The organism is Flavobacterium chungbukense, assembly GCF_020805785.1.
GTDB classification, from domain to species: domain Bacteria; phylum Bacteroidota; class Bacteroidia; order Flavobacteriales; family Flavobacteriaceae; genus Flavobacterium; species Flavobacterium chungbukense.
Window position 1 is genome coordinate 1 of sequence record NZ_JAJGZV010000007.1, and the last position, 26,048, is coordinate 26,048.

22 protein-coding genes are annotated in these 26,048 nt (G+C 32.5%); 6 read left to right on the forward strand and 16 right to left on the reverse strand.

The features are described from left to right. Nucleotides 1–209: 209 nt before the first annotated feature. Nucleotides 210–1,439 (reverse strand): multidrug effflux MFS transporter, encoded by a 1,230-nt coding sequence (locus tag LL966_RS17765; RefSeq protein WP_229355081.1) that lies wholly within the window; start codon nucleotides 1,437–1,439, stop codon nucleotides 210–212. Between the two features lie 145 nt (nucleotides 1,440–1,584). Here LL966_RS17765 and LL966_RS17770 point away from each other — a divergent pair, with 145 nt between their 5' ends. From LL966_RS17770 to LL966_RS17785, 4 genes are all read left to right on the forward strand, one after another. Next, a complete protein-coding gene (locus LL966_RS17770) occupies nucleotides 1,585–2,001 on the forward strand; it encodes a hypothetical protein (protein ID WP_229355082.1) in 417 nt (138 codons plus the stop codon). Between the two features lie 85 nt (nucleotides 2,002–2,086). Then, on the forward strand, nucleotides 2,087–2,467 hold the full coding sequence (locus LL966_RS17775; RefSeq protein ID WP_229355083.1) for a hypothetical protein: 381 nt from the start codon (nucleotides 2,087–2,089) through the stop codon (nucleotides 2,465–2,467). Nucleotides 2,468–2,995: 528 nt separating this feature from the next. Continuing rightward, nucleotides 2,996–4,909 (forward strand): DUF294 nucleotidyltransferase-like domain-containing protein, encoded by a 1,914-nt coding sequence (locus LL966_RS17780; protein WP_229355084.1) that lies wholly within the window; start codon nucleotides 2,996–2,998, stop codon nucleotides 4,907–4,909. A 3-nt stretch (nucleotides 4,910–4,912) separates the two neighbouring features. Continuing rightward, a complete protein-coding gene (locus tag LL966_RS17785) occupies nucleotides 4,913–5,509 on the forward strand; it encodes a 3'-5' exonuclease (protein ID WP_229355085.1) in 597 nt (198 codons plus the stop codon). A 154-nt stretch (nucleotides 5,510–5,663) separates the two neighbouring features. Here LL966_RS17785 and acs read toward each other — a convergent pair whose 3' ends face one another. The 7 genes from acs to LL966_RS17820 all read right to left on the reverse strand — a co-directional run bounded on the left by acs (nucleotide 5,664) and on the right by LL966_RS17820 (nucleotide 16,559). Continuing rightward, entirely contained in the window at nucleotides 5,664–7,574 is a 1,911-nt protein-coding gene (gene acs / locus LL966_RS17790) for an acetate--CoA ligase (RefSeq protein WP_229355086.1), read from the reverse strand. 495 nt (nucleotides 7,575–8,069) lie between these two features. Then, nucleotides 8,070–9,539 (reverse strand): ketol-acid reductoisomerase, encoded by a 1,470-nt coding sequence (gene ilvC / locus LL966_RS17795; RefSeq protein WP_229355087.1) that lies wholly within the window; start codon nucleotides 9,537–9,539, stop codon nucleotides 8,070–8,072. A 60-nt stretch (nucleotides 9,540–9,599) separates the two neighbouring features. Next, nucleotides 9,600–10,121: an acetolactate synthase small subunit gene (gene ilvN, locus LL966_RS17800; RefSeq protein ID WP_144212769.1), complete on the reverse strand. Its 522-nt coding sequence runs from the start codon at nucleotides 10,119–10,121 to the stop codon at nucleotides 9,600–9,602. Between the two features lie 90 nt (nucleotides 10,122–10,211). Next, a complete protein-coding gene (gene ilvB / locus LL966_RS17805; RefSeq protein ID WP_229355089.1) occupies nucleotides 10,212–11,900 on the reverse strand; it encodes a biosynthetic-type acetolactate synthase large subunit in 1,689 nt (562 codons plus the stop codon). 179 nt (nucleotides 11,901–12,079) lie between these two features. Continuing rightward, the gene (gene ilvD, locus LL966_RS17810; RefSeq protein ID WP_229355091.1) at nucleotides 12,080–13,753 is read right to left on the reverse strand and encodes a dihydroxy-acid dehydratase; all 1,674 of its coding nucleotides are present in this window, start codon (nucleotides 13,751–13,753) and stop codon (nucleotides 12,080–12,082) included. Between the two features lie 269 nt (nucleotides 13,754–14,022). Beyond that, the gene (gene leuB / locus LL966_RS17815; RefSeq protein ID WP_229355093.1) at nucleotides 14,023–15,141 is read right to left on the reverse strand and encodes a 3-isopropylmalate dehydrogenase; all 1,119 of its coding nucleotides are present in this window, start codon (nucleotides 15,139–15,141) and stop codon (nucleotides 14,023–14,025) included. A gap of 242 nt (nucleotides 15,142–15,383) precedes the next feature. Then, nucleotides 15,384–16,559 carry a 2-isopropylmalate synthase gene (locus LL966_RS17820; RefSeq protein WP_229355095.1) on the reverse strand — a complete coding sequence of 392 codons (1,176 nt, stop codon included), beginning with the start codon at nucleotides 16,557–16,559 and terminating at the stop codon, nucleotides 15,384–15,386. 155 nt (nucleotides 16,560–16,714) lie between these two features. Between LL966_RS17820 and LL966_RS17825 the strand changes: the two genes are divergently transcribed. Beyond that, the gene (locus LL966_RS17825; RefSeq protein ID WP_229355097.1) at nucleotides 16,715–18,259 is read left to right on the forward strand and encodes a hypothetical protein; all 1,545 of its coding nucleotides are present in this window, start codon (nucleotides 16,715–16,717) and stop codon (nucleotides 18,257–18,259) included. 299 nt (nucleotides 18,260–18,558) lie between these two features. Here the strand turns inward: LL966_RS17825 and LL966_RS17830 are convergent, their stop codons facing one another. Then, entirely contained in the window at nucleotides 18,559–20,214 is a 1,656-nt protein-coding gene (locus LL966_RS17830) for a M1 family metallopeptidase (protein WP_229355099.1), read from the reverse strand. Nucleotides 20,215–20,322: 108 nt separating this feature from the next. Here LL966_RS17830 and LL966_RS17835 point away from each other — a divergent pair, with 108 nt between their 5' ends. Then, the gene (locus LL966_RS17835) at nucleotides 20,323–21,081 is read left to right on the forward strand and encodes a carbohydrate-binding family 9-like protein (protein WP_229355101.1); all 759 of its coding nucleotides are present in this window, start codon (nucleotides 20,323–20,325) and stop codon (nucleotides 21,079–21,081) included. Here the strand turns inward: LL966_RS17835 and LL966_RS17840 are convergent. The 7 genes from LL966_RS17840 to hisB form a co-directional block, all read right to left on the reverse strand. Beyond that, nucleotides 21,042–21,416, reverse strand: coding sequence for a hypothetical protein (locus LL966_RS17840; RefSeq protein ID WP_229355102.1), 375 nt, complete (start codon nucleotides 21,414–21,416; stop codon nucleotides 21,042–21,044). The two genes, LL966_RS17835 and LL966_RS17840, sit on opposite strands and share 40 nt — an antisense overlap. Nucleotides 21,417–21,467: 51 nt before the next feature. Next, complete coding sequence (locus LL966_RS17845) at nucleotides 21,468–21,683, reverse strand: hypothetical protein (protein ID WP_229355104.1); 216 nt, start codon at nucleotides 21,681–21,683, stop codon at nucleotides 21,468–21,470. Nucleotides 21,684–21,827: 144 nt separating this feature from the next. Further along, nucleotides 21,828–22,424 carry a bifunctional phosphoribosyl-AMP cyclohydrolase/phosphoribosyl-ATP diphosphatase HisIE gene (hisIE, locus tag LL966_RS17850; protein ID WP_229355106.1) on the reverse strand — a complete coding sequence of 199 codons (597 nt, stop codon included), beginning with the start codon at nucleotides 22,422–22,424 and terminating at the stop codon, nucleotides 21,828–21,830. Between the two features lie 44 nt (nucleotides 22,425–22,468). Continuing rightward, nucleotides 22,469–23,224, reverse strand: a complete 756-nt coding sequence (hisF, locus tag LL966_RS17855; protein WP_229355108.1) for an imidazole glycerol phosphate synthase subunit HisF — start codon at nucleotides 23,222–23,224, stop codon at nucleotides 22,469–22,471. 82 nt (nucleotides 23,225–23,306) lie between these two features. Continuing rightward, complete coding sequence (gene hisA, locus LL966_RS17860; protein WP_229355109.1) at nucleotides 23,307–24,032, reverse strand: 1-(5-phosphoribosyl)-5-[(5-phosphoribosylamino)methylideneamino]imidazole-4-carboxamide isomerase; 726 nt, start codon at nucleotides 24,030–24,032, stop codon at nucleotides 23,307–23,309. 130 nt (nucleotides 24,033–24,162) lie between these two features. Beyond that, nucleotides 24,163–24,744, reverse strand: a complete 582-nt coding sequence (hisH, locus tag LL966_RS17865; RefSeq protein WP_229355110.1) for an imidazole glycerol phosphate synthase subunit HisH — start codon at nucleotides 24,742–24,744, stop codon at nucleotides 24,163–24,165. Nucleotides 24,745–24,811: 67 nt separating this feature from the next. Beyond that, a complete protein-coding gene (gene hisB, locus LL966_RS17870; RefSeq protein ID WP_229355111.1) occupies nucleotides 24,812–25,948 on the reverse strand; it encodes a bifunctional histidinol-phosphatase/imidazoleglycerol-phosphate dehydratase HisB in 1,137 nt (378 codons plus the stop codon). Nucleotides 25,949–26,048: the final 100 nt, after the last annotated feature.

Sequence of the window (26,048 nt, forward strand, 5' to 3'; positions counted from 1 at the left end):
TTAACTGAACGATGTCTATTTAAAACTTCATTTACGCACAGAAGTTTAAACTCATAATTGTACTTGATTTTTCTTTCCATAAAAATGCCCCCAAATAGTGTCTAACTTTTTGGGGGCAGTTCAGATTTTGGCTTTTTTCTTTCTATAAAACTTAAATGGATTTCTGAAATTTTGGAATTTGGAGTTTCAGTATTGGAATTTTTAATTTCTTAATGACCAATCATAACATCATCGCTATCGGATAATTCTACTTTATTTTTTATAAATCTTTTTCCAATATTCAAAATAACAAAAGCAGTAATGGTAGTTGTTGTCATTATTGCAACCATTGGAGCAACAGAATCTTTAACAAAGACACCGATTGCAAATGAAGCTAAAGCTCCTAATCCTAATTGAATAGCACCCATTAAGGCAGATGCGCTTCCTGTATTTTTAGCAAATGGAGCCAATGTTAATCCAGCTGTATTTGGATTTGAAATTCCCAAACAAGCTAAAAACAAGAATAACATTCCAATTGTCTGGTACAATCCTAAAAGGTCATTCAAAGCTAAAACTAAAAACACAATACTAATGACAGATTGTGAAATCAAAGCTCCAAAAATCATTTGTTCGCTTGAAAATCTTTTTAATAACATAGAATTCAATTGGCTTGATCCAATAAAACTTACAGACATCAAGGCAAAAATCCATCCATAAGTCTTGGCGTCTACTTTATAAATATCCATAAAAACTAGAGGAGAAGCCGCAACATAAGAAAACAATCCAGAAAATGCGATTGCTCCAGTAAAAGCATAGGTATAAAATTGAGGCTCTTTTAAAACCAATAAAAAATTAGTTATGATTGGTTTTGGTTTTAAAGAAATAGAAGTATCTGGTTTATATGTATTTGGAAGTCCAATTTGTGACGCAATCAAAATAACGATTCCCATACACATTAATATAAAGAATACCGCATGCCAGCCTAAATCTTCCGTAACATAACCGCCAATTGTTGGCGCCAGCATTGGCGAAAGTCCAACAACAAGCATTAAAAGAGAAAATACTTTTGGTATATCTTTTACAGGAAACAAATCACGAACCATTGCAACAGACGCAACTGTTGCGGCACAACTTCCAACTGCCTGAATGAAACGAAGGAATATAAAAGCATCAATATCCGAAACATAAATACATCCTAACGAAGCTAAAATATAGACTAAAAGTCCAATAAATAGAGGTTTTTTTCGTCCGAAACGATCTAATAATGGTCCATAAAGTAATTGTCCTGCTGAAATTCCGATAAAATAACTGGATAAACTCATAGATACTTTTGCTACAGAAGTATGTAAATCTTTTGCAATTCCAGAGAAACCAGGTAAATACATATCAATAGAAAAAGGACCTAATGCGGTTAGCGAACCCAAAATAAGGATAAGCTTAATATATTTTTTTGTTGTCATTTTCTTAAAAAAACGCTTTTAATTTCGTGCAAAGGTAAAGATTTCATACCTTGTTATATAACTTGAATAAGTTTATAACAATAAATTAAAGTTATTACCATGAAATTTTGGTGTAACTGTTTATTAATCTTTAATTTAAAAAAATATGAAAAAGTATCTATTACTATTAACAATTCTATTTACATCACTTTCTTTTGCTCAAACCATCACGTCTAAACAAGAAGATGCAAGTGTAGAGCAGTACGAACTCCTTAAAAAAGTAAATCAGTATTATCCTGATATTACTTTAAGCAAGTCTGTAACCAATTTCTATGCAGACGGAAAAGTAATCGATACACAACAGGACTTTGATCTAAGAGGAACAAAATTTTCAAGTTACAAACTAGGAATTGAACCTGGTAATAAAAAGGTAGTTTTTGATTATGTGTCAACTGAAGCCGGTCACATATACGGTGACGTTACCATTTTTAATGGAAATGCTTTGCGAACTACATTTAATGAAAAAACAAATCAAATTGATGTCTCGTTGAATGGAAAATCAGTTTATTTGAAAAAATTATAATTTATCTCTAATTTAGAAAAGCATCATAATTTTATGGTGCTTTTTTAGTTTATATTTGATTTAAATTTTAAATAAAAATTCTACAATGAAAAAATTTCTTTTGATCATATTATTAATTGCTTCAAAATCATTCTCACAGAATCGATTCTCTGGAACTTGGAGTAATGAAAAATGCAAAGACTGTAAAAAAGAATATATTTTTACGATTACCATAGCGCAGTCAAATTCTGCGATTTTTGGAACTGCAGAAATAACTAGCGATCATAAAGAATTAAATTCTGGAATTTTAGAAATTTCTGGATATGTTTATCCGCTTGGCGATAAAGCTCAAATTAAACTTAAAGATAAAGACGGAATTTCTTCAAGCGCTGTTTTAATGGCTAATGATGGAGCATTACAATTCTCTAAGCGTGGTGGCGCAGATTTAGTGCCGAAAGAAATCATTTTAAATAAATTATATGAATAACGCCATTTTGGGAGTTATTCCCATTTGAACTATAATTTATATTATGTAAAATAGAAAATTATGCTTTTCGTATACAAAACCATTAAACTTAGATTCGTGTTAAACTGCCTTATCCTTTCTTCTGGCATTAAAAGAACATAAAACGAACTTCACGAGAATTCAATATTTCGGATTATGATAAGGAAAATTTATTTTATGCGATTCTCAGGAATCCACTTTTAACTAATTGCACAACAATTTATACCGCTAATTTTAGATAAATACTAAAATATCCAATTTACCAGAATCTCATAATTCAGCTAAAACTAAATAAATTTGATTTTATGAGATTTAAGAATCTGCAATTATCTGACAAAACTTCATTATAGATTTCAGCTTTTTTAAATCAAAAAAAACCTTTTAACGCCTTATTATCACTAATTCTTAACATTTCTTTAAAATAATTAGATTCTACCAAAGATACTTTCATTGTAAGACTTTATTTTAGTATTTTTACATTCGATACTTTAAAAATAAATTATCACATATATGAATACAGTTGCTGAGCATATTGCAGATTTTTTGAAAGAATACAAACCATTTGATAATTTGACTTTTCAGGAATTATCAGATATTGCTACAAATATCCGTGTCATCAATTTAGAAAAACACGCAGTATTATTCCAAAATAATGATCCGCTTCATGATAGTTTTTATGTTGTAGCTTCTGGTGTAATTAATCTTACAACGATTGCAGACGCCGAAGAAACGATTTTGAACAAATGTCATGAGGGCGATATTTTTGGTCTACGCCCATTTTTTGCTAAAAATAATTATATGATGACGGCAAAAGCACGTGAAGAAAGCATAATTTATGCTATTCCAATTGCTGTATTCAGACCTTTTGTAGCAAATAATTCTGATGTATTGAACTTTCTTTTGGAGAGTTTTGCTGTAAATTCTCGCCATACTAAAGACAGTATGAATTCTAATGGTAAATTGCTTTCTGACACTGACTTTTTAGATCAGCAGACAGAAATGCAATATATTCAGTCTTTAAATTATAATAATTCACCTTTAACAACTGAAGCAAGTTCGATTATTAAAGATGTTGCTATTTTAATGACAGATTCTATGGTCGATAATATTGTAATTTGCGAAAAGAATCACCCAATTGGTATTGTAACCAATGCTGATTTATCTTCAAAGATTGCAACTGGACGCTATCCTATCACTGAAACTATTGACAAAATCATGTCTTCGCCAGTAGTAACGGTTATAGAAAATGTATCTCTGGCTGAAGCACAATTACTGATGCTAAAGCATAATGTAACTCACTTGTGTGTTACCAAAGATGGTACAAGCAAATCTGTAGTAAAAGGAATTATTTCTGAGCACGATCTTATTGTGGCTCAAGCTAGTAATCCTGGTGTATTAATTAAGGAAATTAAAAGATCTCAGCTTCCAAAAGATTTAAAACAGATTCGTGATCGTTTATCAGATTTGATACAAAATTCAATTCAAAAGAACATTCCGATTTCACATGTCAGTAATATTGCAAGCGAAATTAATCTGGCAATAATAAAACGAGCTGTTGAGCTTTCAATTTTAGATTTAGGCTCCCCTCCTGCACGATTTGCATGGTTAAGCATTGGAAGTCAAGGGCGTAAAGAACAGCTTTTATTAACGGATCAGGATAGTATTTTAATTTTTGAAGATGTAACTCCTGAGAAATATCGCGAAGTAAAAGATTACTTTTTAAGATTAGCAAAAAGAACAACTTCTATCTTAGAAAAAGTAGGTTATGAATATTGTCCGAATGGTCATATGGGAAGCAATATGCTTTGGTGTAAATCATTGAGTGACTGGACAAAACAATACAATAGCTGGATGAATACTCCAGGTGAAAACAGTAATGATTTGAGCAGTATTTTCTTTGATTATGAAATTGTTTTTGGCGAAGCAAAGATTGAAGAAGCGATTGAAAACGTAATCTTCAAGAATGCAGTAAACAATACATTGTTTTTTGATTTCTTAGGAAATGACGCCTTAAAGAGAAATTCTCCTTTAAGCTTTTTCAAGAAATTTATTGTTGAAGAAGAAGGACCACATAAAGATAAATTCGATATTAAAACTCGTGCCTTAATGCCATTAATTGATGGAGCTCGTTTACTGATATTAAATGCCAACATAAAAGGAATTCAAAACACCTATTTAAGATTCAAGCAGTTAGCAATAACAGATTCTAAAAATGCCGAAATATATTTAAGCTGCGCGGAAGCCTTCTTAACACTTTCAAAATTTAGAACTGTTGAAGGATTAAAAAATGACGACTCTGGCCAATATATTAATTTAAGAGAAATGTCAAAAACTGACAAAGAGAAATTAAAAAATGCTTTAGCCCCAATGAAAGACCTTGAGGAACTAATTAAGAGTAAATTTCAATTGACACAATTCTCATAAAATATGCTAGACTGGTTAAAAAACATTAACAAAGACTATCCAGAATTCTGGAAAAACTATTTAACTAAATTCGAGAGTAAACCTAATAAGTTTGTAGTTATATCTACCGAAACTTCTGGGCTTAATCCCGATAAAGATGTTATTTTGTCTCTTGGAGCATTTTCTGTAATTGATGACAGTATTGTTATTAAAGAAAATTTTGAAACAGTTTTACTGCAATACAAGTATTTGCAAGATAACGGACTTTCAAATGAATTTATCATTGAAAGCAAAATGATGAAAATGCCGGAACCTGATGCGCTCGAAGCTTTGGTTAATTTTATTGGCAATTCCATTTTAGTTGGACACCATATTAATTTTGATGTCGAAATGTTAAATGCAGCTTTGGAACGTTTAGATTGCGGCCGATTGAAAAATGAGGCCTTAGACGTAGATATGATGTATAGAAAACTGACGGATATAAATGACAAACAATTTTCATTAGACGATTTATGTGAAATTTACAAGATTCCTAAAAGTGATAGAAATTCTTCTTCTGAAGATGCTTACAGAATCGGACTTTTATTTCTTAAATTAAAATCTCGATTGGGAATTAAATAAACTAAATCGAGTGTGATATCTCGTTCCTTGAAATGACAAAGTAGATATAACATACCATTGTCAAATTGAGCGAAGCCGAAATCTATTTCATTGTAAAATAAAAAATGCCTCTTAAAACTAAGAGGCATTTTTTATTGACTTATATTATTTTTACTTAAGAAATTCTTTCTGTCATAATTTGTTCTACAACTTCTGGATTTAATAAAGTTGAAGTATCACCAAAATTAGAAAAATCTCCTTCTGCAATTTTACGTAAAATTCTACGCATAATTTTTCCTGAACGCGTTTTTGGCAAACCAGACACAAACTGAATTTTATCTAATTTTGCAATCGGTCCAATGTGATCTGCAATATATTGATTAATTTCTTTTGTCAAGTTTTCTTTATTTCTAACTTCTCCAGTTTCTTTCAGAATAACGAAACCATATAAAGCATTTCCTTTAATGTCATGTGGGAAACCAACAATTGCAGATTCTGCCACAGCTGGATGTTCGTTGATTGCATCTTCAATTGGAGCTGTTCCTAAATTATGGCCAGAAACAATTACAACATCATCTACTCTACCTGTGATTCTGTAGTAACCAACTTCATCTCTTAAAGCGCCGTCTCCTGTAAAATATTTTCCAGGGAAAGCAGAGAAATAAGTTTCTTTATAACGATCGTGATTACCCCAAATGGTTCTAGCAATTCCAGGCCATGGAAATTTAATACACAAACTTCCAACTACTTGATTTCCTTCAATTTCATTACGTTTTTCATCCATCAAAACTGGCTGGATTCCTGGTAATGGCAATGTCGCGTAAGTTGGTTTTGTTGGCGTTACAAAAGCAATTGGCGAAATCATGATTCCTCCAGTTTCTGTTTGCCACCAAGTATCTACAACCGGACATCTCTTATCTCCTACGTGGTCATTAAACCAGTGCCAAGCTTCTTCGTTGATTGGCTCTCCAACAGATCCAATAACTTTAAGAGATTTCAAAGGATATTTTTGAATGTAATCTAAACTTTCTTTTGCTAACGAACGAATTGCTGTTGGCGCAGTATAGAATTGAGTGATTTTATGTTTTTCGATAATATCCCAGAAACGGCTAAAATCAGGATAAGAAGGAACTCCTTCAAAAATTACAGTTGTAGCCCCATTTAATAATGGTCCGTATAAAATATAAGAGTGCCCTGTAATCCATCCAATATCTGCTGTACACCAGAAAATATCATTTTCTTCGTAACTAAATACATTTTTAAAAGTGTAAGCCGTGTAAACCATGTAACCAGCAGTAGTATGAACCATACCTTTTGGTTTTCCTGTTGATCCTGAAGTATATAAAATAAATAAAGGATCTTCAGCATCCATAATTTCTGCCACACTATTATCTAAAGCAACATCTAAAAGTGGCTGTAACCAAATATCGCGACCTTCTTTCATTTTTACATCAGTATTAGTTCTTTTAGCAACTAATACTTTTGTTACAGATGGACAAGTTTCAAGAGCTTCATCAACAATTCCTTTTAAATCAATTGTTTTGTTTCCTCTATAACCTCCGTCAGAAGTAATGACCATTTTACATTCGCAGTCATTAATTCTAGCTGAAACCGCTGATGCAGAAAAACCAGCAAAAATAACAGAATGTATCGCTCCGATTCTAGCACAAGCTAAAACTGAAACGGCTAATTCTGGAATCATTGGTAAATAAATACAAACTCTGTCTCCTTTACGAACTCCTTGTTCACGAAGAACGTTTGCCATTTTTGAGACTCTTTCGTATAATTCATTATACGTTATATGTAAAGCTTCTTCAGAAGGATCATTCGGTTCAAAAATAATTGCCGTTTTATCTCCTCTTTTGCTTAAATGTCTATCAATACAATTTTTGGTAATGTTAACTTTAGCTTCTGTAAACCATTTTACTTCAGCCTCTGCCATATTAAAATCAACTACTTTTTCCCATTGCTGGTACCATGTGAAATTTTCCTCAGCTATTTTTCCCCAAAATTTTCTTGGCTCTCTTATTGACTTATTGTAATGTTTGAAATATTGTTCTAAATTTTCAATTTTGTAATAGCTCATCTTTTGTTGAATTTTTTTATAAATGTATTAAATCTGAACGTATTCTTAAAATAATTTAATTCATAAATTTTATCAAAAAAAAACATTTCCTTAATAAAATATGATAATTATTTGCATTTGTTTTAAATCTTTAGTTTTTAAAACAAGTTAAAAGAAAAAAAAGGCATAATAAATAGATATTATGCCTTTTTTAATTTAACAAATTTCAATAACAATTAATTTTGTAAAACTGCTTTACAAATGCTTTTCATTCTTTTGAAATAGCAGCATCATTATTAATTACAATAGAAATTTCAACAAGTATATTTTAAAAATACACCCCATTATAAGGGATTAGCTTCACTTAACTTACTAATTAAAGAAGTTAAGTGAATGCAATATGCAGCTATATCTATTAATCTTAATAAGTGCTTACTAATTCAAAATATTATAAATAATCGATACAGTGCAAATCCCGCAAAATCGAATTCTGCGAGACTTCCCATTTTTTTTTAATTATCCAATTTTCTTCATTGCTGTCATAGATTCTCTTAACCAAGCTCCTACTTCTTCGATAGGATGCTGGCGAATTTCTTTGTTTACAGCAATTAATACCGCATTATCTACTCCGTTTGAAGTTGAAAATGGTTTTCCGATAATGTTTGTGTCAACTTTTTTCATGAATTCAGTCAATAATGGCTTACAAGCATGATCAAATAAATAACATCCGTACTCAGCCGTATCAGAAATTACACGGTTCATTTCGAACAATTTCTTTCTTGCGATTGTGTTTGCAATCAATGGTAATTCGTGTAGTGACTCGTAGTAAGCAGATTCTTCGATGATACCAGCTTCTGTCATTGTTTCGAAAGCCAATTCAACACCAGCTTTTACCATTGCAATCATTAATACTCCGTTATCAAAATATTCTTGCTCTGAGATTGGAGCATCTTGTGGAGCTGTTTTTTCAAAGTTTGTTTCTCCAGTTGCAGCTCTCCATTTCAACAAGTTAACATCATCATTAGCCCAGTCAGCCATCATCGTTCTTGAGAATTCTCCAGAAATGATATCGTCTTGGTGTTTTTGGAATAAAGGACGCATAATGTCTTTTAATTCTTCTGCTAATTCGTAAGCTTCGATTTTTGCAGGATTTGAAAGACGATCCATCATATTGGTGATACCTCCATGTTTCAAAGCTTCAGTGATAGTTTCCCATCCAAACTGAATTAATTTTGAAGCATAAGCAGCATCGATTCCTTTTTCAACCATTTTATCAAAACATAAAATAGATCCAGTTTGCAATAATCCGCAAAGGATAGTTTGCTCACCCATTAAATCTGATTTTACTTCAGCTACGAAAGATGATCTTAAAACTCCAGCTCTGTGTCCTCCAGTTGCTACAGCATAAGCTTTTGCTTGATCTAAACCTAAACCGTTTGGATCATTTTCTGGATGAACCGCAATAAGAGTTGGAACTCCAAATCCTCTTTTATATTCTTCACGAACCTCAGAACCTGGACATTTAGGCGCACACATAATTACAGTGATGTCTTTACGAATCTGCATTCCTTCTTCTACAATGTTAAATCCGTGAGAATAAGCCAAAGTAGAATCTTTTTTCATTAATGGCATAATAGCAGTTACCACAGCTGTATGTTGTTTATCTGGTGTAAGGTTACAAACTAAGTCTGCAGTTGGAATCAATTCTTCGTAAGTTCCTACTTTGAAACCATTTTCAGAAGCATTTTTAAAAGAAGCTCTTTTTTCAGCAATTGCATCTGCACGTAATGCATAAGAAATATCTAAACCAGAATCTCTCATGTTTAATCCTTGATTCAAACCTTGTGCTCCACAACCAACAATTACAACTTTTTTTCCAGCTAATGCTGCAATTCCGTCTGCAAATTCTGATTGCTCCATAAACTCGCAAACTCCTAATTGTTCTAATTGTAATCTAAGTGGTAATGTATTGAAATAATTTGCCATTTTTGTTTTAATATTTAATGAAATGAAATTTTATAATTGATATATAACTAAGATTTTTTATTATTTAAAGGTTTCCAACAAAGCAGAAATCTCCATTTTTTGTTTTGAAACTGAAATTCTTCCTGAACGTACAAACTGCATAATTCCGTATGGTTTGAATTTTTCGTATAATTCCTCAATTTCAGAACGTCTTCCTGATTTTGAAATCACAAAGAAATCACGAGAAACCGTTACAATAGTAGACTGGCTTTCTTTGATGATATTCTGAATTTGTTTCTCGTCAAACAACAAACTTGAAGCAATTTTAAATAGAGCATTTTCTAAGAAGATCGTTTCTTCATCTGTGTGATAAAATGCTTTTATAACTTCGATTTGTTTCTCTATTTGTCCTACAATATTCTGAACCCATTTCTCTGTAGTATTTACTACAATGATAAATCTTGAAACATTTTCTATTTCTGATTCTGAAACATTTAGACTTAATATGTTAATGTGACGCTTTAAGAATATTCCAGATATTCTATTCAACAATCCCACGTTATTTTCTGAGTATACCGATATGGTAAATGTTTTATCTTCCATTTGTTTTTTTAGTTTTATTTGTTTCAAGATTCATGTTTCAGGTTCTGCTGAGAACGTGAAACTTGAAACTTGAAACCTGAAACTTTTTTCCTAGCTTAATCTAATTTCTGAAACACACGCTCCTGTTGGAATCATTGGAAAAACGTTATTTTCCTTTTCCACCATGACTTCTAAGAAGTAAGATTCTTTAGAAGCAAGCATTTCTGCAACTGCTCCGTCTAAATCATCGCGACTTGTTACTTTTTTAGATTTAATATGGTATCCTTCTGCAATGGCAACAAAATTTGGATTAATCATTTTTGTTGATGCATATCGGTTGTCAAAAAACAATTCCTGCCATTGACGTACCATTCCTAAAAATTCATTATTTAAAATAACAATCTTAACCGGAACTTGAGTTTGGAAAATAGTACCCAATTCCTGAATTGTCATTTGGAAACCACCATCACCAATAATCGCTACAACTTCGCGTTCTGGTTTACCCATTTTTGCTCCAATTGCTGCTGGAAGTGCAAATCCCATTGTTCCTAAACCTCCAGAAGTGATATTACTTTTGGTTGAATTAAACTTAGCATAACGACAAGCAAACATTTGGTGTTGTCCAACATCTGAAACGATAATGGCATCTCCGTTTGAATGTTTATTGATCATTTCGATAGTTTCTCCCATCGAAATTCCTTTGCCGTTTGTTGGATTTAATTCTTCTTTGATTACAGAATTGAATTCAACTTCTCTTAAAGCTTTAAATTCGTTAAGCCATAAATCGTGCGATTTTGCATCTAATAATGGCAATAAAGCAACTAAAGATTCTTTTACATCTCCTAAAACAGCTACTTCAGTCTTAACGTTTTTATCTACTTCTGCAGGATCAATTTCAAAGTGAATTACTTTTGCCTGTTTTGCATATGTTTTTAAATTACCCGTAACACGGTCGTCAAAACGCATTCCGAACGCAATTAAAACATCACATTCGTTTGTTAATAAATTAGGCGCATAATTTCCGTGCATTCCTAGCATTCCAACATTTAACGGATGATCTGTCGGTAAAGCTGAAAGCCCTAAAATTGTCCATGCAGACGGAATTCCAGATTTTTCAATTACGGCTTTAAATTCTTCTTCTGCTTTTCCAAGTATAATACCTTGTCCAAAAACGATTAAAGGTTTTTTTGCATTATTGATCAAAGCTGCCGCTTCAGCAACTTTATCTAAATTTAATTTCGGAACTGGAACATAACTTCTAATTCCTGTACATTTTTCATAACTAAAATCAAACTCATCAAACTGAGCGTTTTTAGTAATATCAATCAATACAGGTCCTGGACGTCCAGAACGAGCAATGTAAAATGCTTTTGCAATAATTTCTGGAATTTGAGAAGCTTCAGTTACCTGAAAATTCCATTTTGTTACTGGAGTTGAAATTCCAATAATATCCGTTTCCTGAAATGCATCAGAACCTAATAAATGTCTTCCAACTTGTCCAGTAATACAAACCATTGGAGTTGAATCGATCTGAGCATCAGCGATTCCTGTAACCAAATTAGTTGCTCCTGGTCCAGAAGTAGCAATTGCCACTCCTACTTTTCCTGTAGCTCTCGCATAACCTTGAGCTGCATGTGTTGCACCTTGTTCGTGACGTACTAAAACGTGGTGTAACTGATCTTGAAATTTATATAACTCGTCGTAAACCGGCATGATTGCTCCACCTGGATAACCATAAACCAAATCTACTCCTTCTTCTAACAAACATCTTATAACGGCTTCTGCCCCTGATATTCTCATAGTATATTGTTTTTTCAATTTCAATAGCAATGTCAAAAATCAAAATTCACTGGCAATGTCAAAAATCAATTTCAATGATAAATTTTAAATTGATCTTTAATATTTCTACTTTTTATTGCAATTGATTTTTGTTATTTTTATTGATATTGTCATTGATTTTTGAAATTGTTATTGTAAAATTAATTATCGGTAACGCAACCTGTAGAAGCGCTTGACACCGATCTAGCGTATTTAAGTAAAACCCCTCTGTCAACTTTTAAAGCCGGCTGAACCCAAGCCGCTTTTCTAGCTGCAAATTCTTCGTCAGATATCTTCAGGTCGATTGTATTTTTTACGGCATCGATAGCGATTATATCTCCATCTTTTACGAGTGCAATACCTCCACCATCATATGCTTCTGGTGTAACGTGTCCTACCACGAAACCGTGTGAACCTCCGGAGAATCTACCATCTGTAATCAGTGCACAGGTGCTTCCTAACCCAGCTCCAATAATGGCTGATGTAGGTTTTAGCATTTCAGGCATTCCCGGACCACCTTTTGGTCCACAACCTCTGATGACGACTACATTACCTGGTTTAATTTTTCCGGCCTGAAGACCTGGTATTACTTCAAATTCACCTTCAAATACGACAGCTGGTCCTTCAAAATATTCTCCTTCTTTACCGCTGATTTTTGCTACAGCACCTTCAGAAGCTAGATTTCCGTATAAAACCTGAATATTTCCTGTTGGTTTTAATGCTTTTTGAATTTCATGAATTACTTCCTGTCCATCTTGTAAATCTGGAGTAGAAGCTAAATTTTCAGCTACCGTTTTTCCTGTTACAGTTAAACAATCCCCGTGAATAAGACCTACTTTTAATAAATATTTCATTACTGCAGGAATACCTCCAACTTCGTGAACATCTTCCATCATATATTTACCACTTGGTTTCATATCGGCAAGAACCGGAGTTCTATCATTAATTGCCTGAAAATCATCCAATGTAATTTTGATACCAACAGAATGTGCCATCGCAATTAAGTGCATAACCGCATTTGTAGAACCTCCTAAAACAGCTACAATTGTAATAGCATTTTCGAAAGCCTTACGAGTCATAATATCTCTTGGCTTAATATCTTTTTCTAATAAAATTTTGATAGCAGCTCCAGCAGCAAGGCATTCATCTCTCTTTTCCTGACTTAAAGCAGGGTTTGATGAACTATATGGTAAACTCATTCCCAATGCTTCGATTGCAGAAGACATTGTGTTTGCCGTATACATACCTCCGCAAGCACCAGCACCTGGACAAGCATTTTGAATAACACCTTTAAAATCTTCTGGAGTGATTTCTCCTTTTACTTTTTTTCCTAAAGCCTCGAAAGCAGAAACAATATTTAATGACTCTCCTTTCCATTTACCAGAATGGATAGAACCTCCATAAACCATAAGAGATGGACGGTTTAATCTTCCCATTGCGATTAACGCTCCAGGCATATTTTTATCACAGCCAGGAATTGCGATGATACTATCGTACCATTGTGCTCCAGCAACTGTTTCGATAGAATCTGCGATTACATCACGAGAAACTAATGAATAACGCATTCCTTCAGTTCCGTTTGAAATTCCGTCACTGACACCAATGGTATTAAAAATAAGTCCGACAAGATCTGCATCCCAAACACCTTTTTTAACATCTTTTGCTAAATCGTTCAAGTGCATGTTACAAGTGTTACCATCGTAACCCATGCTGACAATACCAACTTGTGCTTTCTTTAAATCTTCTTCAGTTAAACCAATTCCGTACAACATGGCTTGCGCTGCAGGCTGTGTTTGATCTTGGGTGATGGTCTTGCTGTACTTATTTAATTCCATTATTGTTTTTATTTATTTTAATTTCTATTCAAAAAAAAACCTTCCAGTATTTGGAAGGTTTGTAATATAGTTTTTCAATTATATTTATAACATTCCCGATGCAAATGTGTGAATCACATTGACAACAACGACAGAAGTAATAATAATTGAGATTTGCATCGCTTATTTTTTTAGTGTTACAAAAGTATAAAAACTTTAGAAACTAAAAAAATAAAATCTCAACATTTCAAATACTTCTTGTGATTATCTTCACTTTTTAACAGAAAATATTAAACAATTGTTGATTGCCCAATACTAACATTATCATTATTAAAATACAGTAAATCATCTTTACTGAAGATAAAATTTGAAACAAACTCTCCTACTTCGTTTGTACCGAATTTAGAATCTGGTTTCAAATCAACCGTAACCACTTTGTATTCTATTGCTTTTTCTACTGCTTTATAAATCACATTAGCCTCTTTAGTTAACCCAAAATGTTCTAACAAAAGCGCCGCTGCTAAAATCGAAGCAATCGGATTGGCAATATTTTTTCCTTTTGCCTGCGGATATGATCCATGAATTGGCTCAAACAAGGCATTTTTTTCTCCTAAAGATACTGATGGCAATAAACCAATTGATCCTGTAATTACACTTGCTTCATCAGATAAAATATCTCCGAATAAGTTCTCAGTCAAAATGACATCAAATTGTTTCGGATTCAGAATTAACTGCATTGCGGCATTATCCACAAATAAGAAATCAAGTTTAACATCTGGATAATTTTCGCTCACTTTCTGAACTACTTTTCTCCACAATCTTGAAGTTTCCAAAACATTTGCTTTATCAACCATTGTTAGCTTTTTGCGTCGTTTTTGTGCCGATTGGAAAGCTAGATGTGTAATTCTAGTAATTTCTTCTTCTGAATATTCACATAAATCCGAAGCATGTGTTCCTTCTTCATTAAGTGTTTTAGCTCCAAAATAAGCTCCACCTGTTAATTCTCTAAAAATGGTAAAATCAGCTCCTTCAATAATTTCTCTTTTTAAAGGAGAAGCTTCGATCAAGGCTTTATAAGGTTTTATAGGACGAATATTAGCAAATAATCCTAATTCTTTTCGCAGTTTCAGTAATCCTTGCTCAGGACGAACTTTTGCATTTGGATTGTTATCATATTTCGGATCTCCGATTGCACCGAGCAAAACTGCATCTGTATTTAAGCACAGATTGAGCGTTTGCTCCGGTAAAGGACTTCCTGTTTTATCGATAGCAACCGCTCCCATAAGGGCTTCTTCAAAAACAAATTCGTGATTGTACACTTCGCCAATGGCATACAAAGCTTTCTTAGCTTGTAAAATTACTTCAGGCCCAATTCCATCTCCTGGTAAAACTGCTATTTTCAAATTCATAATGCCTCGTTCTTTATGTATTTAAATCCTTATTTTTTCTTTTACTCTAGATTGCAACTATTTCTTAACACATAGAATCATAGATTTTAGCAATCTACAAAAGGCGTTTCACTTGCATGAACAAACATAGCTATGTGTGAGAAACTAGTTTCTTTTGGTATTCCTTTTATACATTTAAAAACCTATGTTTCTATGTGTTAAAAGATTTTTATCTTTCTTCTTGCTCTATTATCTTTTAAAAACTAACTTCTGATCAAATCTCCTTCTATTTTAGAAGCTTCAATAATTTGATGAATATCTGCGTCTAAAACCTCTTTTTTGATATCTGCGAATTTCAAGAATTCAACATAAACGATATCCAATTGTACTTTTGTCAATTCGTAACCTACTTTTTTAGCTCTATAAGCCAAAGCTGCTCTTCCGCTTCTTGCTGTTAAAATAATTGAAGACTCATTAACTCCAACGTCTAGTGGATCCATAATTTCGTAAGTTGCTCTGTTTTTAATTACACCATCTTGGTGAATTCCAGAACTGTGTGCGAAAGCATTTGCTCCAACAATAGCTTTATTTGGCTGTACAATCATTCCCATACTTTCAGAAACCAAACGACTCATTTCGTTTAATTCTCTAGTATTAATATTTGTATCTAAATTTAAGTAAGGATGCTGCTTGAAAATCATCACCACTTCTTCAAGTGCAGTATTTCCAGCTCTTTCACCAATACCATTAATAGTACACTCAATTTGTCTTGCACCATTTATAGCTCCTGCGATTGAATTTGCAGTTGCCATTCCTAAATCGTTATGACAGTGGCATGAAAGGATTACATTTTCGATTCCTTTTACGTTTTCTTTTAGGTATTTAATTTTTGCTCCGTATTCTTCAGGAAGACAATATCCTGTTGTATCAGGAATATTTAATACAGTAGCACCAGATTTAATCACTTCCTCACAAACTTTTGCTAAGAATGCATTGTCTGTTCTACCGGCGTCTTCTGCGTAGAATTCTACATCTTCTACATATGATTTTGCGTGTGCTACAGCATATTTTGCTCTTGCAATAATATCTTCAGGCGTAGTTTGTAATTTGTGGAGGATATGAGATTGTGAAGTTCCGATTCCAGTATGGATTCTAGGTTTCTTAGCATGCTTTAAGGCAGCTGCAGCAACATCAATGTCGTTTTTAACGGCTCTTGTTAGTCCGCAGACCGTTGCATTTTCTACAATTTTACAAATCTCAGAGACCGATAAAAAATCGCCTGGACTTGACACAGGAAAGCCTGCTTCGATAATGTCAACTCCCATTTTGTCTAGTCGTTCTGCAATAACTAATTTTTGCTTTGTATCTAACTTACATCCTGGAACTTGTTCACCATCTCGCAAAGTGGTGTCAAAAATTTGAACTTTCTCTCTATTCATATTCATTAATTTAATGTAATTTCACATCTTGATAACAAATATATATTGTACTATCGCAGTACGAAATTCATTTTAATGAAATTATACTGTTCATAAAACGATTTATACCTTATTAAAAACTTAATTATCAATAAGTTACATTATTATTTTTTACAATGGCTAACCATCAAAAAGATTTCTTATTTGTTTTAATCAAATCACTTTCGAAATCAGAAAAAAGACAGTTTAAAATTTTTGCAAGCCGATTAGAGACCAGTTCAAATACAAAATTTATTGAATTATTCAATATTTTGGATAAATCTGAGGTTTATGATGAAAAACTCATTCTTAAAAGTGGTGTAATCCAAAAGGTACAGCTATCTAACTTAAAATCATACTTATACAAACAAATTCTAGTTAGTATACGATTGAATATTCCGAGCCAGAATATTCGTTATCAGCTTCGTGAACAGATGGATTTTGCTGTTATTCTTTACAATAAAGGCTTATACAAACAAAGTTTAAAGATTTTAGACAAGACCAAACAGCAAGCGCTTGAAAATGATGAGAAATATATGGCGTATGAAATTGTTGAGTTTGAAAAACTAATCGAATCGCAATATATTACCCGAAGTATTCAAGGTCGCGCCGACGAATTGGTAATTCAAGCAAAAGAATTGAATTACAGAAATACGATTTCAAGCAAATTATCCAATTTATCGCTACAGTTATACGGAATAATGCTGAAAACTGGTTATGTAAAAAATGATCAAGAATACAAATACATAGACGATTATTTCAACAGACATATTGCAAAATTGGACGAAAGTAAATTTGGCTTTCGCGAAAAGTACTGGTTTTATAATGCTAATCTATGGCGAAGCTTTTTGGTTCAAGACTTTTTGGCCAGTTATAAATATGCTTACAAATGGGTTCAGCTTTTCTATGATAATCCGAACATGATTTATTTAAATCCTGTCTTTTTCTTAAAAGGAAATCATTATTTCTTAGAATCGCTTTATATGTTAAAGTATAAATCTAATTTCAAGAAATACTTGAATCTTTTGGAAGAAACAATCGCTGATCCAAAATTTCCAGCAAACGATAATATTGCGTCTTTATCATTTCTTTATGTTTATAACAACAAGTTAAATTTGCACATATTGGCTGGTACTTTTGCAGAAAGCGAATATTTAATTCCAGAAATTCTAGAAAAACTAAAAATTCACAGTGAACATCTAGATGAACATCACGAAATGTTATTCTTTTATAAGTTTGCCTCCATTTATTTCGGAAATGAAAAATACAATGAATGCATTAATTATTTAGATAAAATCATAAATAACAAGAACTTAACCATGCGTGAAGATTTAATGTGCTTTGCGAGGTTATTATCTTTGATTGCGCATTATGAACTTGGAAAAGATTATTATTTAGAAAATCATTTAAAAAGCACCTATAAGTTCTTATTAAAAATGAACGACTTGCATGAGGTTCAGAAAGAAATTATCAAATTCTTACGAAACTTAAATAATTTTTATCCTGCCGATATTAAAAAGGAATTCAAAAAAATGCACGCCCGTTTTGTGGAACTTGAAAAGAATACTTACGAAAAAAGAGCTTTCTTATATCTAGATATTATTTCATGGTTAGAAAGTAAAATAGAAAACCGAAAAATTGCTGATATTATCAGGGAGAAAGCGAAATTGAATAACAGATAAAAATTCCAATTTTTTATCCCGAGGGTTCGGGACCTAATTCCAATAAAAATGGCGTTAAGATTAATTTTTAACGCCATTTTTGTCATTTCGACCGAAGGGAGAAATCGCACTCGAGACTCTACAAAGATCGGAATTCACTGTATAGAAATACTAGTGTGATTTCTCCTTTCAGTCGAAATGACAAACTTTACGCAAACCAACTCCAGTAAATTTAAAAACCTGTCGGATCTTGGAAACAAAAAATCCCAAACTCCAATAATTTGGAATTTGGGATTTTTTAATTGGAATTTCTTTAAAACTTATTCCACAATATTAGAAGTTGTAACATAGAAATTTTTATCTACTTCCAATTTTCTATCTTCATTTTCAGTTTTAATAGATTGCCAGTCTGTAGTTGGTTTTAGCCAAGTTTCAACATCGTTTACTTTCACTTTTACAGGCATATCAAACTTAGAAACACAATTTGTCCAATGATAACCTAATGTTCCATTTTTAAACATGTATTCAAAAACAGGAATTTTAATTGTAGTCAAATATTGGGCATAAACTCTGTTAAAATTAACTCCAGACTGTTCGTTAATATAATCCCCAATTTGTTTTGAAGTCACCGTTTGATGATAAAAAGTCTTATTTAAACCTCTTAAAATCGATTTCCATTTTGCATCATCATTAACAATCTGGCGGATTGTGTGCAACATATTAGCGCCCTTCGGATACATATCACCAGAACCTTCATTGTTTACATCGTAATGACCAATAATCGGTTTATCGTTTTCAATATTATTTCTACAGCCAATCACATATTCTGCACCAGCATCTTTACCATAATAATACTCAAGGAAAAGACTTTCAGAATAATTGGTAAAACTCTCATGGATCCACATATCTGCAATGTCTTTGTAGGTAATATTGTTCGCAAACCATTCGTGTCCAGATTCGTGAATAATGATAAAATCAAATTTCAATCCCCAGCCTGTTCCGCTTAAATCTCTTCCTAAATATCCTTTTTTATATTGATTTCCATAAGTCACAGAACTTTGATGTTCCATTCCTAAATACGGAACTTCAACTAATTTATAACTATCCTCATAAAACGGATAAGGTCCAAACCAGTTCTCAAAAGCTTTTAGCATTTTTGGAGCATCCTTAAAATGCTCTTTTGCTAAAGCTAAATTCTCTCTCAAAACATAATAATTACAATCTAAATCGCCCTTTTCACCTTTAAATACTTCAGAGAAATTCACATAATCCCCGATATTGATGTTGACACCATAATTATTAATCGGATTCGAAACATACCAATTGAAAGTTTTTGTTCCGTCTTTTTCCTTTTTTACGCTTTTCAATCTTCCGTTAGAAACTTCTGTCAGATCTCCAGGAACATTTACACTAATAAGCATATTCTCCACTTCATCATACATATGATCTTTACAAGGCCACCAAACGCTTGCTCCTAAACCTTGACAAGATGTAGCAATAAAATCTTTGCCGTTTTTATCTTTTTTCCAAGAAAAACCTCCATCCCAAGGCGCTCTAACAGCTTCTTTAGGTTTTCCTTCGTATGAAATTACAATCTCTTTCGTATCTCCAACTTTTTGTTTTTCGTTTAAAGTGATAAAAAAAGCATTTCCATCTCTTTCAAACTTCAATTCTTTTCCATTTTGAGTTACTTTCGTAATGTTCATTGGCTGCTGCAAATCAATCTGCATTCTGTTATTTTCTTGCAAAACAGTATAACGAACTGTATTTGATCCTGAAATAAATTTATCAGAGGGTTTTACTTTCACATCCAAATGATAATATTTCAAATCCCACCAAGCTCTTTCTTTTGTTATGCTGCCGCGCAAAGTATCTTGATGAGTAAAAACAGTTTCTGACTTATTCAAAAGTCCCTGTGCATTTGCAGTAAAACCAACTAAAAAGGCGATAAATGCGCCACCGAAGTATTTTTTCATTATTTATAAATTTGTAATAAATAAGGTAATTAAACCCGCTTAATCTTCAACAAATGTACACATTCAGATCAATAATTTTGAATTTTTATCATTTTGAGAATAAAAAAAATGCCATCAAATTCATTATTCTTCTCTATTTTAGTGCTTTTAAACTGTAGAATTCACAATATGAGATTTAAAGCAATCGTTCCTTTTATAATTGTACTATTTTCGGCCGGTTCAAATTCCCAAAATATTCCAGTTCATAAAACTAAAAAACAAATAGTAGTTGATGGAAGTTTATCAGATTGGGAAACACCTTTTCTAGGTCCGTTTGTGGTTCATAATTCTGGAGAAAAAGCAACGCAAAATACTTTTATTTCACTTTCGTGGAATGAAGAAAACTTCTTTATAGCTTATAATTGTACAGATTCTAAGATTATTGGAACATCTCAAAAGAAAGATTCCCAGATTTTTTATACTGACGATTTAATAGAAATTTTCATAGATCCAGACGGAGATGGAAAAAACTACATTGAAGTTGGAGTAAATGCTTTTTCGACTAATTATGATTTACTATTAAAATGTATTTCGCCAGCATGCGGCGGATGGAAAACTGCAACAGAATTTGATATTAAAGGAATGGAAACAGTCAGTAAAATAAATCCTGAAGGATATACTGTTGAAATTAAAATTCCATTTTCTAGTCTTGAAAAAATTAAAAATGGTCATTTTGAGAAGCCAAAAACAGGCGCAAAATGGAAAGCAAATGCTTTTAGAATTGATTACGGTAACACGATTGAATACCTTGCATTACAACCTTATAAGACTTTAAAATTTGGCTTTCATCAGCCAGCTGAGTTTGCTGTTTTTGAGTTTGTAGAATAGTTTTTAATGAATTGAAATTGCTGAAATTCTGTTACTTTATAATATTCGGCATCATCGACTAAATGAGCGAAAGATGAATTAGCCATTTTCATTTTATAAATTTCAAAAATTGATTTATTTCTAACAAAATACATATTAGAATAAAATCTGTCACTTAAATTTCCATGGCATTTGTATGTTTCTAAAAACATTGAAATACCTTTTTTTAAAACAGTTGGATTTGTGAAATCTTTTGGAAGGAATATATCTATAAAAGCGTTATTATCTACATACAATTCACCTGTACTATCATTAATTGGATAATAATTTCCATTTGGTGATTTTTCTAAAAACAAAATTAATCTCTGCCCTGCCTTTAATTCTTTAATTCTAGGATCGCAAATCCATTATTTCCAAATAGTTACATTAATTTTCGGACTTGATTTTCCTTTTACAAACTCATTTATCGTAAATTGATAATCATTTTGGAACACTTTAGAAATAGTTCCGTCAACTATTAAAACAGCTTTAGAAATTACGATGGAATATCGCGTGACATTTTTTTTAAAGCCATAATTTAAAGTCGGAACCAAAAACAAAAACAAGCATACAACTAATTTCATAGAAATATTATTTATACTAAAATAATATATTTTTTATCATTTTAACCAAAAGGAGAAATCGCACTAGTTAATCGACAATGATTGAAGATATTCTTTGCGGAATTTCTAGTGTGATTTCTCCTTCGTCGAAATGACAGTTTTTTTTTATTTTTGACGTTTCTTCAAAACCTCAATAACATCATTCAATTGAAAGCCTTTTGCTTGAAGCAGAATCAAATAATGGAAAAGCAAATCAGCGCTTTCGCTAAGGAATAAATCATCGTTATCATCTTTTGCTTCAATAACCACTTCTACCGCTTCTTCACCTACTTTTTGAGCAATTTTATTGATTCCTTTTTCGAATAAAGAAGCAACATAACTTTTTTCAGAATCGGCATTTTCTCTTCTTGTTTTGATTGTATTTTCTAACTGAGAAATAAAACCATAATTTGCATCGTTTGGTTCTTGCCAGCAAGTGTCTGCACCAGTGTGACAAGTTGGCCCGACTGGTTTTGCTTGAATTAAAAGTGTATCGCCATCGCAATCATTTTTAATACTTACTAAATTTAAAAAGTTACCGCTCTCCTCGCCTTTTGTCCAAAGTCTTTGTTTGGAACGGCTGAAGAATGTCACTTTCTGTGTTTCTATTGTTTTCTGAAGCGATTCTTCATTCATATAACCTAGCATCAGAACATTTTTTGTTTCTGAATCCTGAATTATAGCCGGAATTAATCCGTGTGCGCTTTTGATATCGATTTCCATAATTTTAGTCTAAAGTTGTAAAGCCGAAAGTCTTAAAGTCAAAACTACAATCGTACTTCTATATTATTATTTCTTAATTCTTGTTTCAAGGCTTTGATTTCTATTTCTTTAAAATGAAAAACGCTTGCAGCCAAAGCCGCATCAGCTTTTCCTTCTTTAAACGAATCTACAAAATGCTGCATATTTCCAGCTCCACCAGAAGCAATAATCGGAATGTTGATCAATTCTGAAAGTTTAGCTAAAGCTTCATTTGCAAAACCATTTTTTGTTCCATCGTTATCCATCGAAGTAAATAAAATTTCTCCTGCACCGCGTTCCGCAACTTCTACAGCCCAATCGAACAAGTTTAGTTCCGTTGGCACTTTTCCTCCTACTAAATGCACAATCCATTGTCCGTCAATCTGCTTGGCATCTATAGCAACCACAACACATTGGCTTCCAAATTTCTGAGCCAAATCATTAATCAATTGCGGATTTTTTACTGCCGATGAATTGATTGAGATTTTGTCGGCTCCATTATTTAGCAGAATATCAACATCTTCTACAGATGAAATCCCGCCGCCAACTGTAAACGGAATATTGATTTTCTCTGCAATACTTCGAACCATATTCACTAACGTTTTTCGTCTTTCTTCTGTAGCCGAAATATCCAAAAAAACCAATTCGTCTGCGCCTTCAGCTGAGTAAATTTCTGCCAATTCTACAGGATCTCCAGCGTCACGTAAATCAACGAAATTAACGCCTTTTACCGTTCTTCCGTTTTTTATATCTAAGCAAGGTATTATTCTTTTTGCTAACATTTATCTAATGTATTAATTAGAAAATTAGTCAATTAGATAATTTTCCGCATTTGCTTGTTAATTATCTAATTATCAAATTTTCTCATTTTCTAATTATAAAATCCTCTAGTTGTTTCAAGGAAATCCTTCCTTCGTAAATAGCTTTTCCAATTATGGTTCCTTCGCAACCTAATTCAGCCAATTTTGGTAATTCGTCGAAAGTTGAAATTCCTCCCGAAGCGATTAGTTTTATACCTTTTGCTTCTTCTAAAATTTTACCGTACAAATCAAAACTTGGACCTTCAAGCATTCCGTCTTTTGCAATATCGGTACAGATAACATACTGAATACCTTTACTTTGATAATCTTGAATAAAAGGAACCAAATCTTCATTTGATTCTTCTAACCAGCCAGAAACTGCTATTTTTTCATCTTTTGCATCAGCTCCTAAAATAATTTTTTCTGAACCGTATTCTGAAATCCATTTTTCGAAAATCGCTCTGTTTTTTACCGCAATACTTCCTCCTGTAATTTGGTTTGCACCGCTTTCAAAAGCAATTCTCAAATCATCATCGGATTTTAAACCGCCTCCAAAATCAATTTTTAAGCTAGTTTGCGTTGCGATTTGTTCTAATATTTTATAATTGACAATTTTACTTGATTTTGCACCGTCTAAATCTACTAAATGCAGATACTCAATTCCATGCGCTTCAAATGATTTCGCCACTTCAAGCGGATTTTCGTTGTAAATTATTTTGGTATCATAATCACCTTTTGACAAACGAACGCATTTCCCGTCGATGATATCTATAGCTGGTATTATTCTCATTTTTGTTATTTTAGATTTCTGATTTTAGATTTTAGATTCTAAAACTGAAATTGATATTTTAATTGAAATAGATTTTTGAAATTGATTTTCAATTGGAATTTGGAATTTAAGAGATTGGAATTTCAAAATTTTACATTTTTAAAAAATTCCCCAAAATCTTTTCTCCAACATCTCCGCTTTTTTCTGGATGAAACTGAGTTCCGTAAAAATTCTCTTTTTGCAATGCCGATGCATATTCAACATCATAATTCGTTGTTGCAATCGCTTCAGGGCAATTGGGCACATAAAAACTATGAACCAAATACATGAATTCATTCTCAGAAATATCTTTAAACAAATCTGATTTTAAATCATAAATCTGATTCCATCCCATTTGAGGAACTTTTACATTGTTTGAAAATTTCAGAACATCCGTATCAAAGATTCCTAAACCTTTTGTATTTCCTTCTTCTGTTTTATTGCACATCAATTGCATTCCCAAACAAATTCCTAAAACTGGCTGTTTCAAATCGGGAATTAAACTGTCTAAACCGCTTTCACGAAGTTTAGTCATCGCAGAACTTGCTTCTCCTACACCTGGAAAAATCACTTTATCAGCCGATTTAATTTCCTCGCGGTCATTACTCAAAACCGCTTTAAATCCCAATCTTTCAATAGCAAACATAATGCTCTGAATATTTCCTGCTCCGTAATTTATAATTACTATTTTCATTCTTTTTAGTTGTTGGTTGAAGGTTATTGGTTGATGGCTAACAACTATCAACCAACAACCATAAACTTTAAAGCATTCCTTTCGTTGAAGGTAAAATCATTTTTTCGGTATCTCTTTTTACGGCTACTTTTATCGCTTTTGCGAAAGCTTTAAAGATTGCTTCAATTTTATGATGCTCGTTGATTCCTTCTGCTTTGATATTTAAGTTCGCTTTTGCACCGTCTGTAAATGATTTAAAGAAATGATAAAACATCTCAGTTGGCATCTTACCGACCATTTCACGTTTAAATTCTGTTTCCCAAATCAGCCAATTTCTTCCTCCAAAGTCAATTGCAGCTTGCGCTAAACAATCATCCATTGGAAGGCAGAATCCGTAGCGTTCGATTCCTAATTTATTTCCTAACGCTTTCGCGAAAACTTCTCCCAAAGCAATTGCGGTATCCTCGATTGTATGATGTTCGTCTACTTCTAGATCGCCTTTTACCAAAATTTCTAAGTCCATTTGACCGTGACGTGAGATTTGATCTAACATGTGATCGAAAAAGGCAATTCCGGTATCTATTTTACTTTTTCCAGTTCCATCTAAGTTCAAATTGATATAAATATCAGTTTCGTTTGTTTTACGCGTAATAGAAGCCGAACGTGCTTCTAATTTTAAAAACTCATAAATCGTTTTCCAATCCATTGACTGCAATACAATTGTTTCATTTAGTTCTTCACGTTTCGATGATATTTCAGTGCTTCCTGCTCCATCTGTATTATTCATAAAAATGGCTTTTGCACCAAGATTTTTAGCCAATTCAACATCAGTCAAACGATCTCCTAAAACGAAAGAATTTTCTAGATCATATTCAGGATTGTTTAAATATTTGGTCAGCATTCCTGTTCTTGGCTTGCGTGTCGGCGCATTCTCTTCTGGAAAAGATCTATCAACAAAGATTTCATTAAATACAACTCCTTCGTTTTCAAAAGCTTTAAGAATAAAGTTTTGTGTTGGCCAAAACGTATCTTCTGGAAAACTATCCGTTCCTAATCCATCCTGATTGGTTACCATTGCCAATTCGTAATCTAATTCAGCTGCAATTTTAGCCAAATATTGAAAAGCTTTTGGGTAAAATTCTAGTTTATCCAAACTATCCAATTGTAAATTTTCTGGTTCTAAGACAATCGTTCCATCACGATCGATAAAAAGTACTTTTTTCATGCTTTATAATTTTTTCTGCCACAGATTAAAAGGATTAAAATGATTTTTTTTTGCCACGAATTACACTAATTTTCACTAATTTAATTTGTGCTAATTCGTG

Bases quoted from the DNA above. Each gene is read 5' to 3' on its own strand.
- hisB (WP_229355111.1), bottom strand. From the start codon at position 25,948: ATGAAAAAAGTACTTTTTATCGATCGTGATGGAACGATTGTCTTAGAA.
- hisF (WP_229355108.1), bottom strand. From the start codon at position 23,224: ATGTTAGCAAAAAGAATAATACCTTGCTTAGATATAAAAAACGGAAGA.
- LL966_RS17770 (WP_229355082.1), top strand. From the start codon at position 1,585: ATGAAAAAGTATCTATTACTATTAACAATTCTATTTACATCACTTTCT.
- hisIE (WP_229355106.1), bottom strand. From the start codon at position 22,424: ATGGAAATCGATATCAAAAGCGCACACGGATTAATTCCGGCTATAATT.
- LL966_RS17820 (WP_229355095.1), bottom strand. From the start codon at position 16,559: ATGAATAGAGAGAAAGTTCAAATTTTTGACACCACTTTGCGAGATGGT.
- LL966_RS17835 (WP_229355101.1), top strand. From the start codon at position 20,323: ATGCCATCAAATTCATTATTCTTCTCTATTTTAGTGCTTTTAAACTGT.
- LL966_RS17775 (WP_229355083.1), top strand. From the start codon at position 2,087: ATGAAAAAATTTCTTTTGATCATATTATTAATTGCTTCAAAATCATTC.
- ilvD (WP_229355091.1), bottom strand. From the start codon at position 13,753: ATGGAATTAAATAAGTACAGCAAGACCATCACCCAAGATCAAACACAG.
- ilvB (WP_229355089.1), bottom strand. From the start codon at position 11,900: ATGAGAATATCAGGGGCAGAAGCCGTTATAAGATGTTTGTTAGAAGAA.
- LL966_RS17845 (WP_229355104.1), bottom strand. From the start codon at position 21,683: ATGAAATTAGTTGTATGCTTGTTTTTGTTTTTGGTTCCGACTTTAAAT.
- hisH (WP_229355110.1), bottom strand. From the start codon at position 24,744: ATGAAAATAGTAATTATAAATTACGGAGCAGGAAATATTCAGAGCATT.
- acs (WP_229355086.1), bottom strand. From the start codon at position 7,574: ATGAGCTATTACAAAATTGAAAATTTAGAACAATATTTCAAACATTAC.
- hisA (WP_229355109.1), bottom strand. From the start codon at position 24,032: ATGAGAATAATACCAGCTATAGATATCATCGACGGGAAATGCGTTCGT.
- leuB (WP_229355093.1), bottom strand. From the start codon at position 15,141: ATGAATTTGAAAATAGCAGTTTTACCAGGAGATGGAATTGGGCCTGAA.
- LL966_RS17765 (WP_229355081.1), bottom strand. From the start codon at position 1,439: ATGACAACAAAAAAATATATTAAGCTTATCCTTATTTTGGGTTCGCTA.
- LL966_RS17825 (WP_229355097.1), top strand. From the start codon at position 16,715: ATGGCTAACCATCAAAAAGATTTCTTATTTGTTTTAATCAAATCACTT.
- LL966_RS17830 (WP_229355099.1), bottom strand. From the start codon at position 20,214: ATGAAAAAATACTTCGGTGGCGCATTTATCGCCTTTTTAGTTGGTTTT.
- ilvC (WP_229355087.1), bottom strand. From the start codon at position 9,539: ATGGCAAATTATTTCAATACATTACCACTTAGATTACAATTAGAACAA.
- LL966_RS17780 (WP_229355084.1), top strand. From the start codon at position 2,996: ATGAATACAGTTGCTGAGCATATTGCAGATTTTTTGAAAGAATACAAA.
- ilvN (WP_144212769.1), bottom strand. From the start codon at position 10,121: ATGGAAGATAAAACATTTACCATATCGGTATACTCAGAAAATAACGTG.
- LL966_RS17785 (WP_229355085.1), top strand. From the start codon at position 4,913: ATGCTAGACTGGTTAAAAAACATTAACAAAGACTATCCAGAATTCTGG.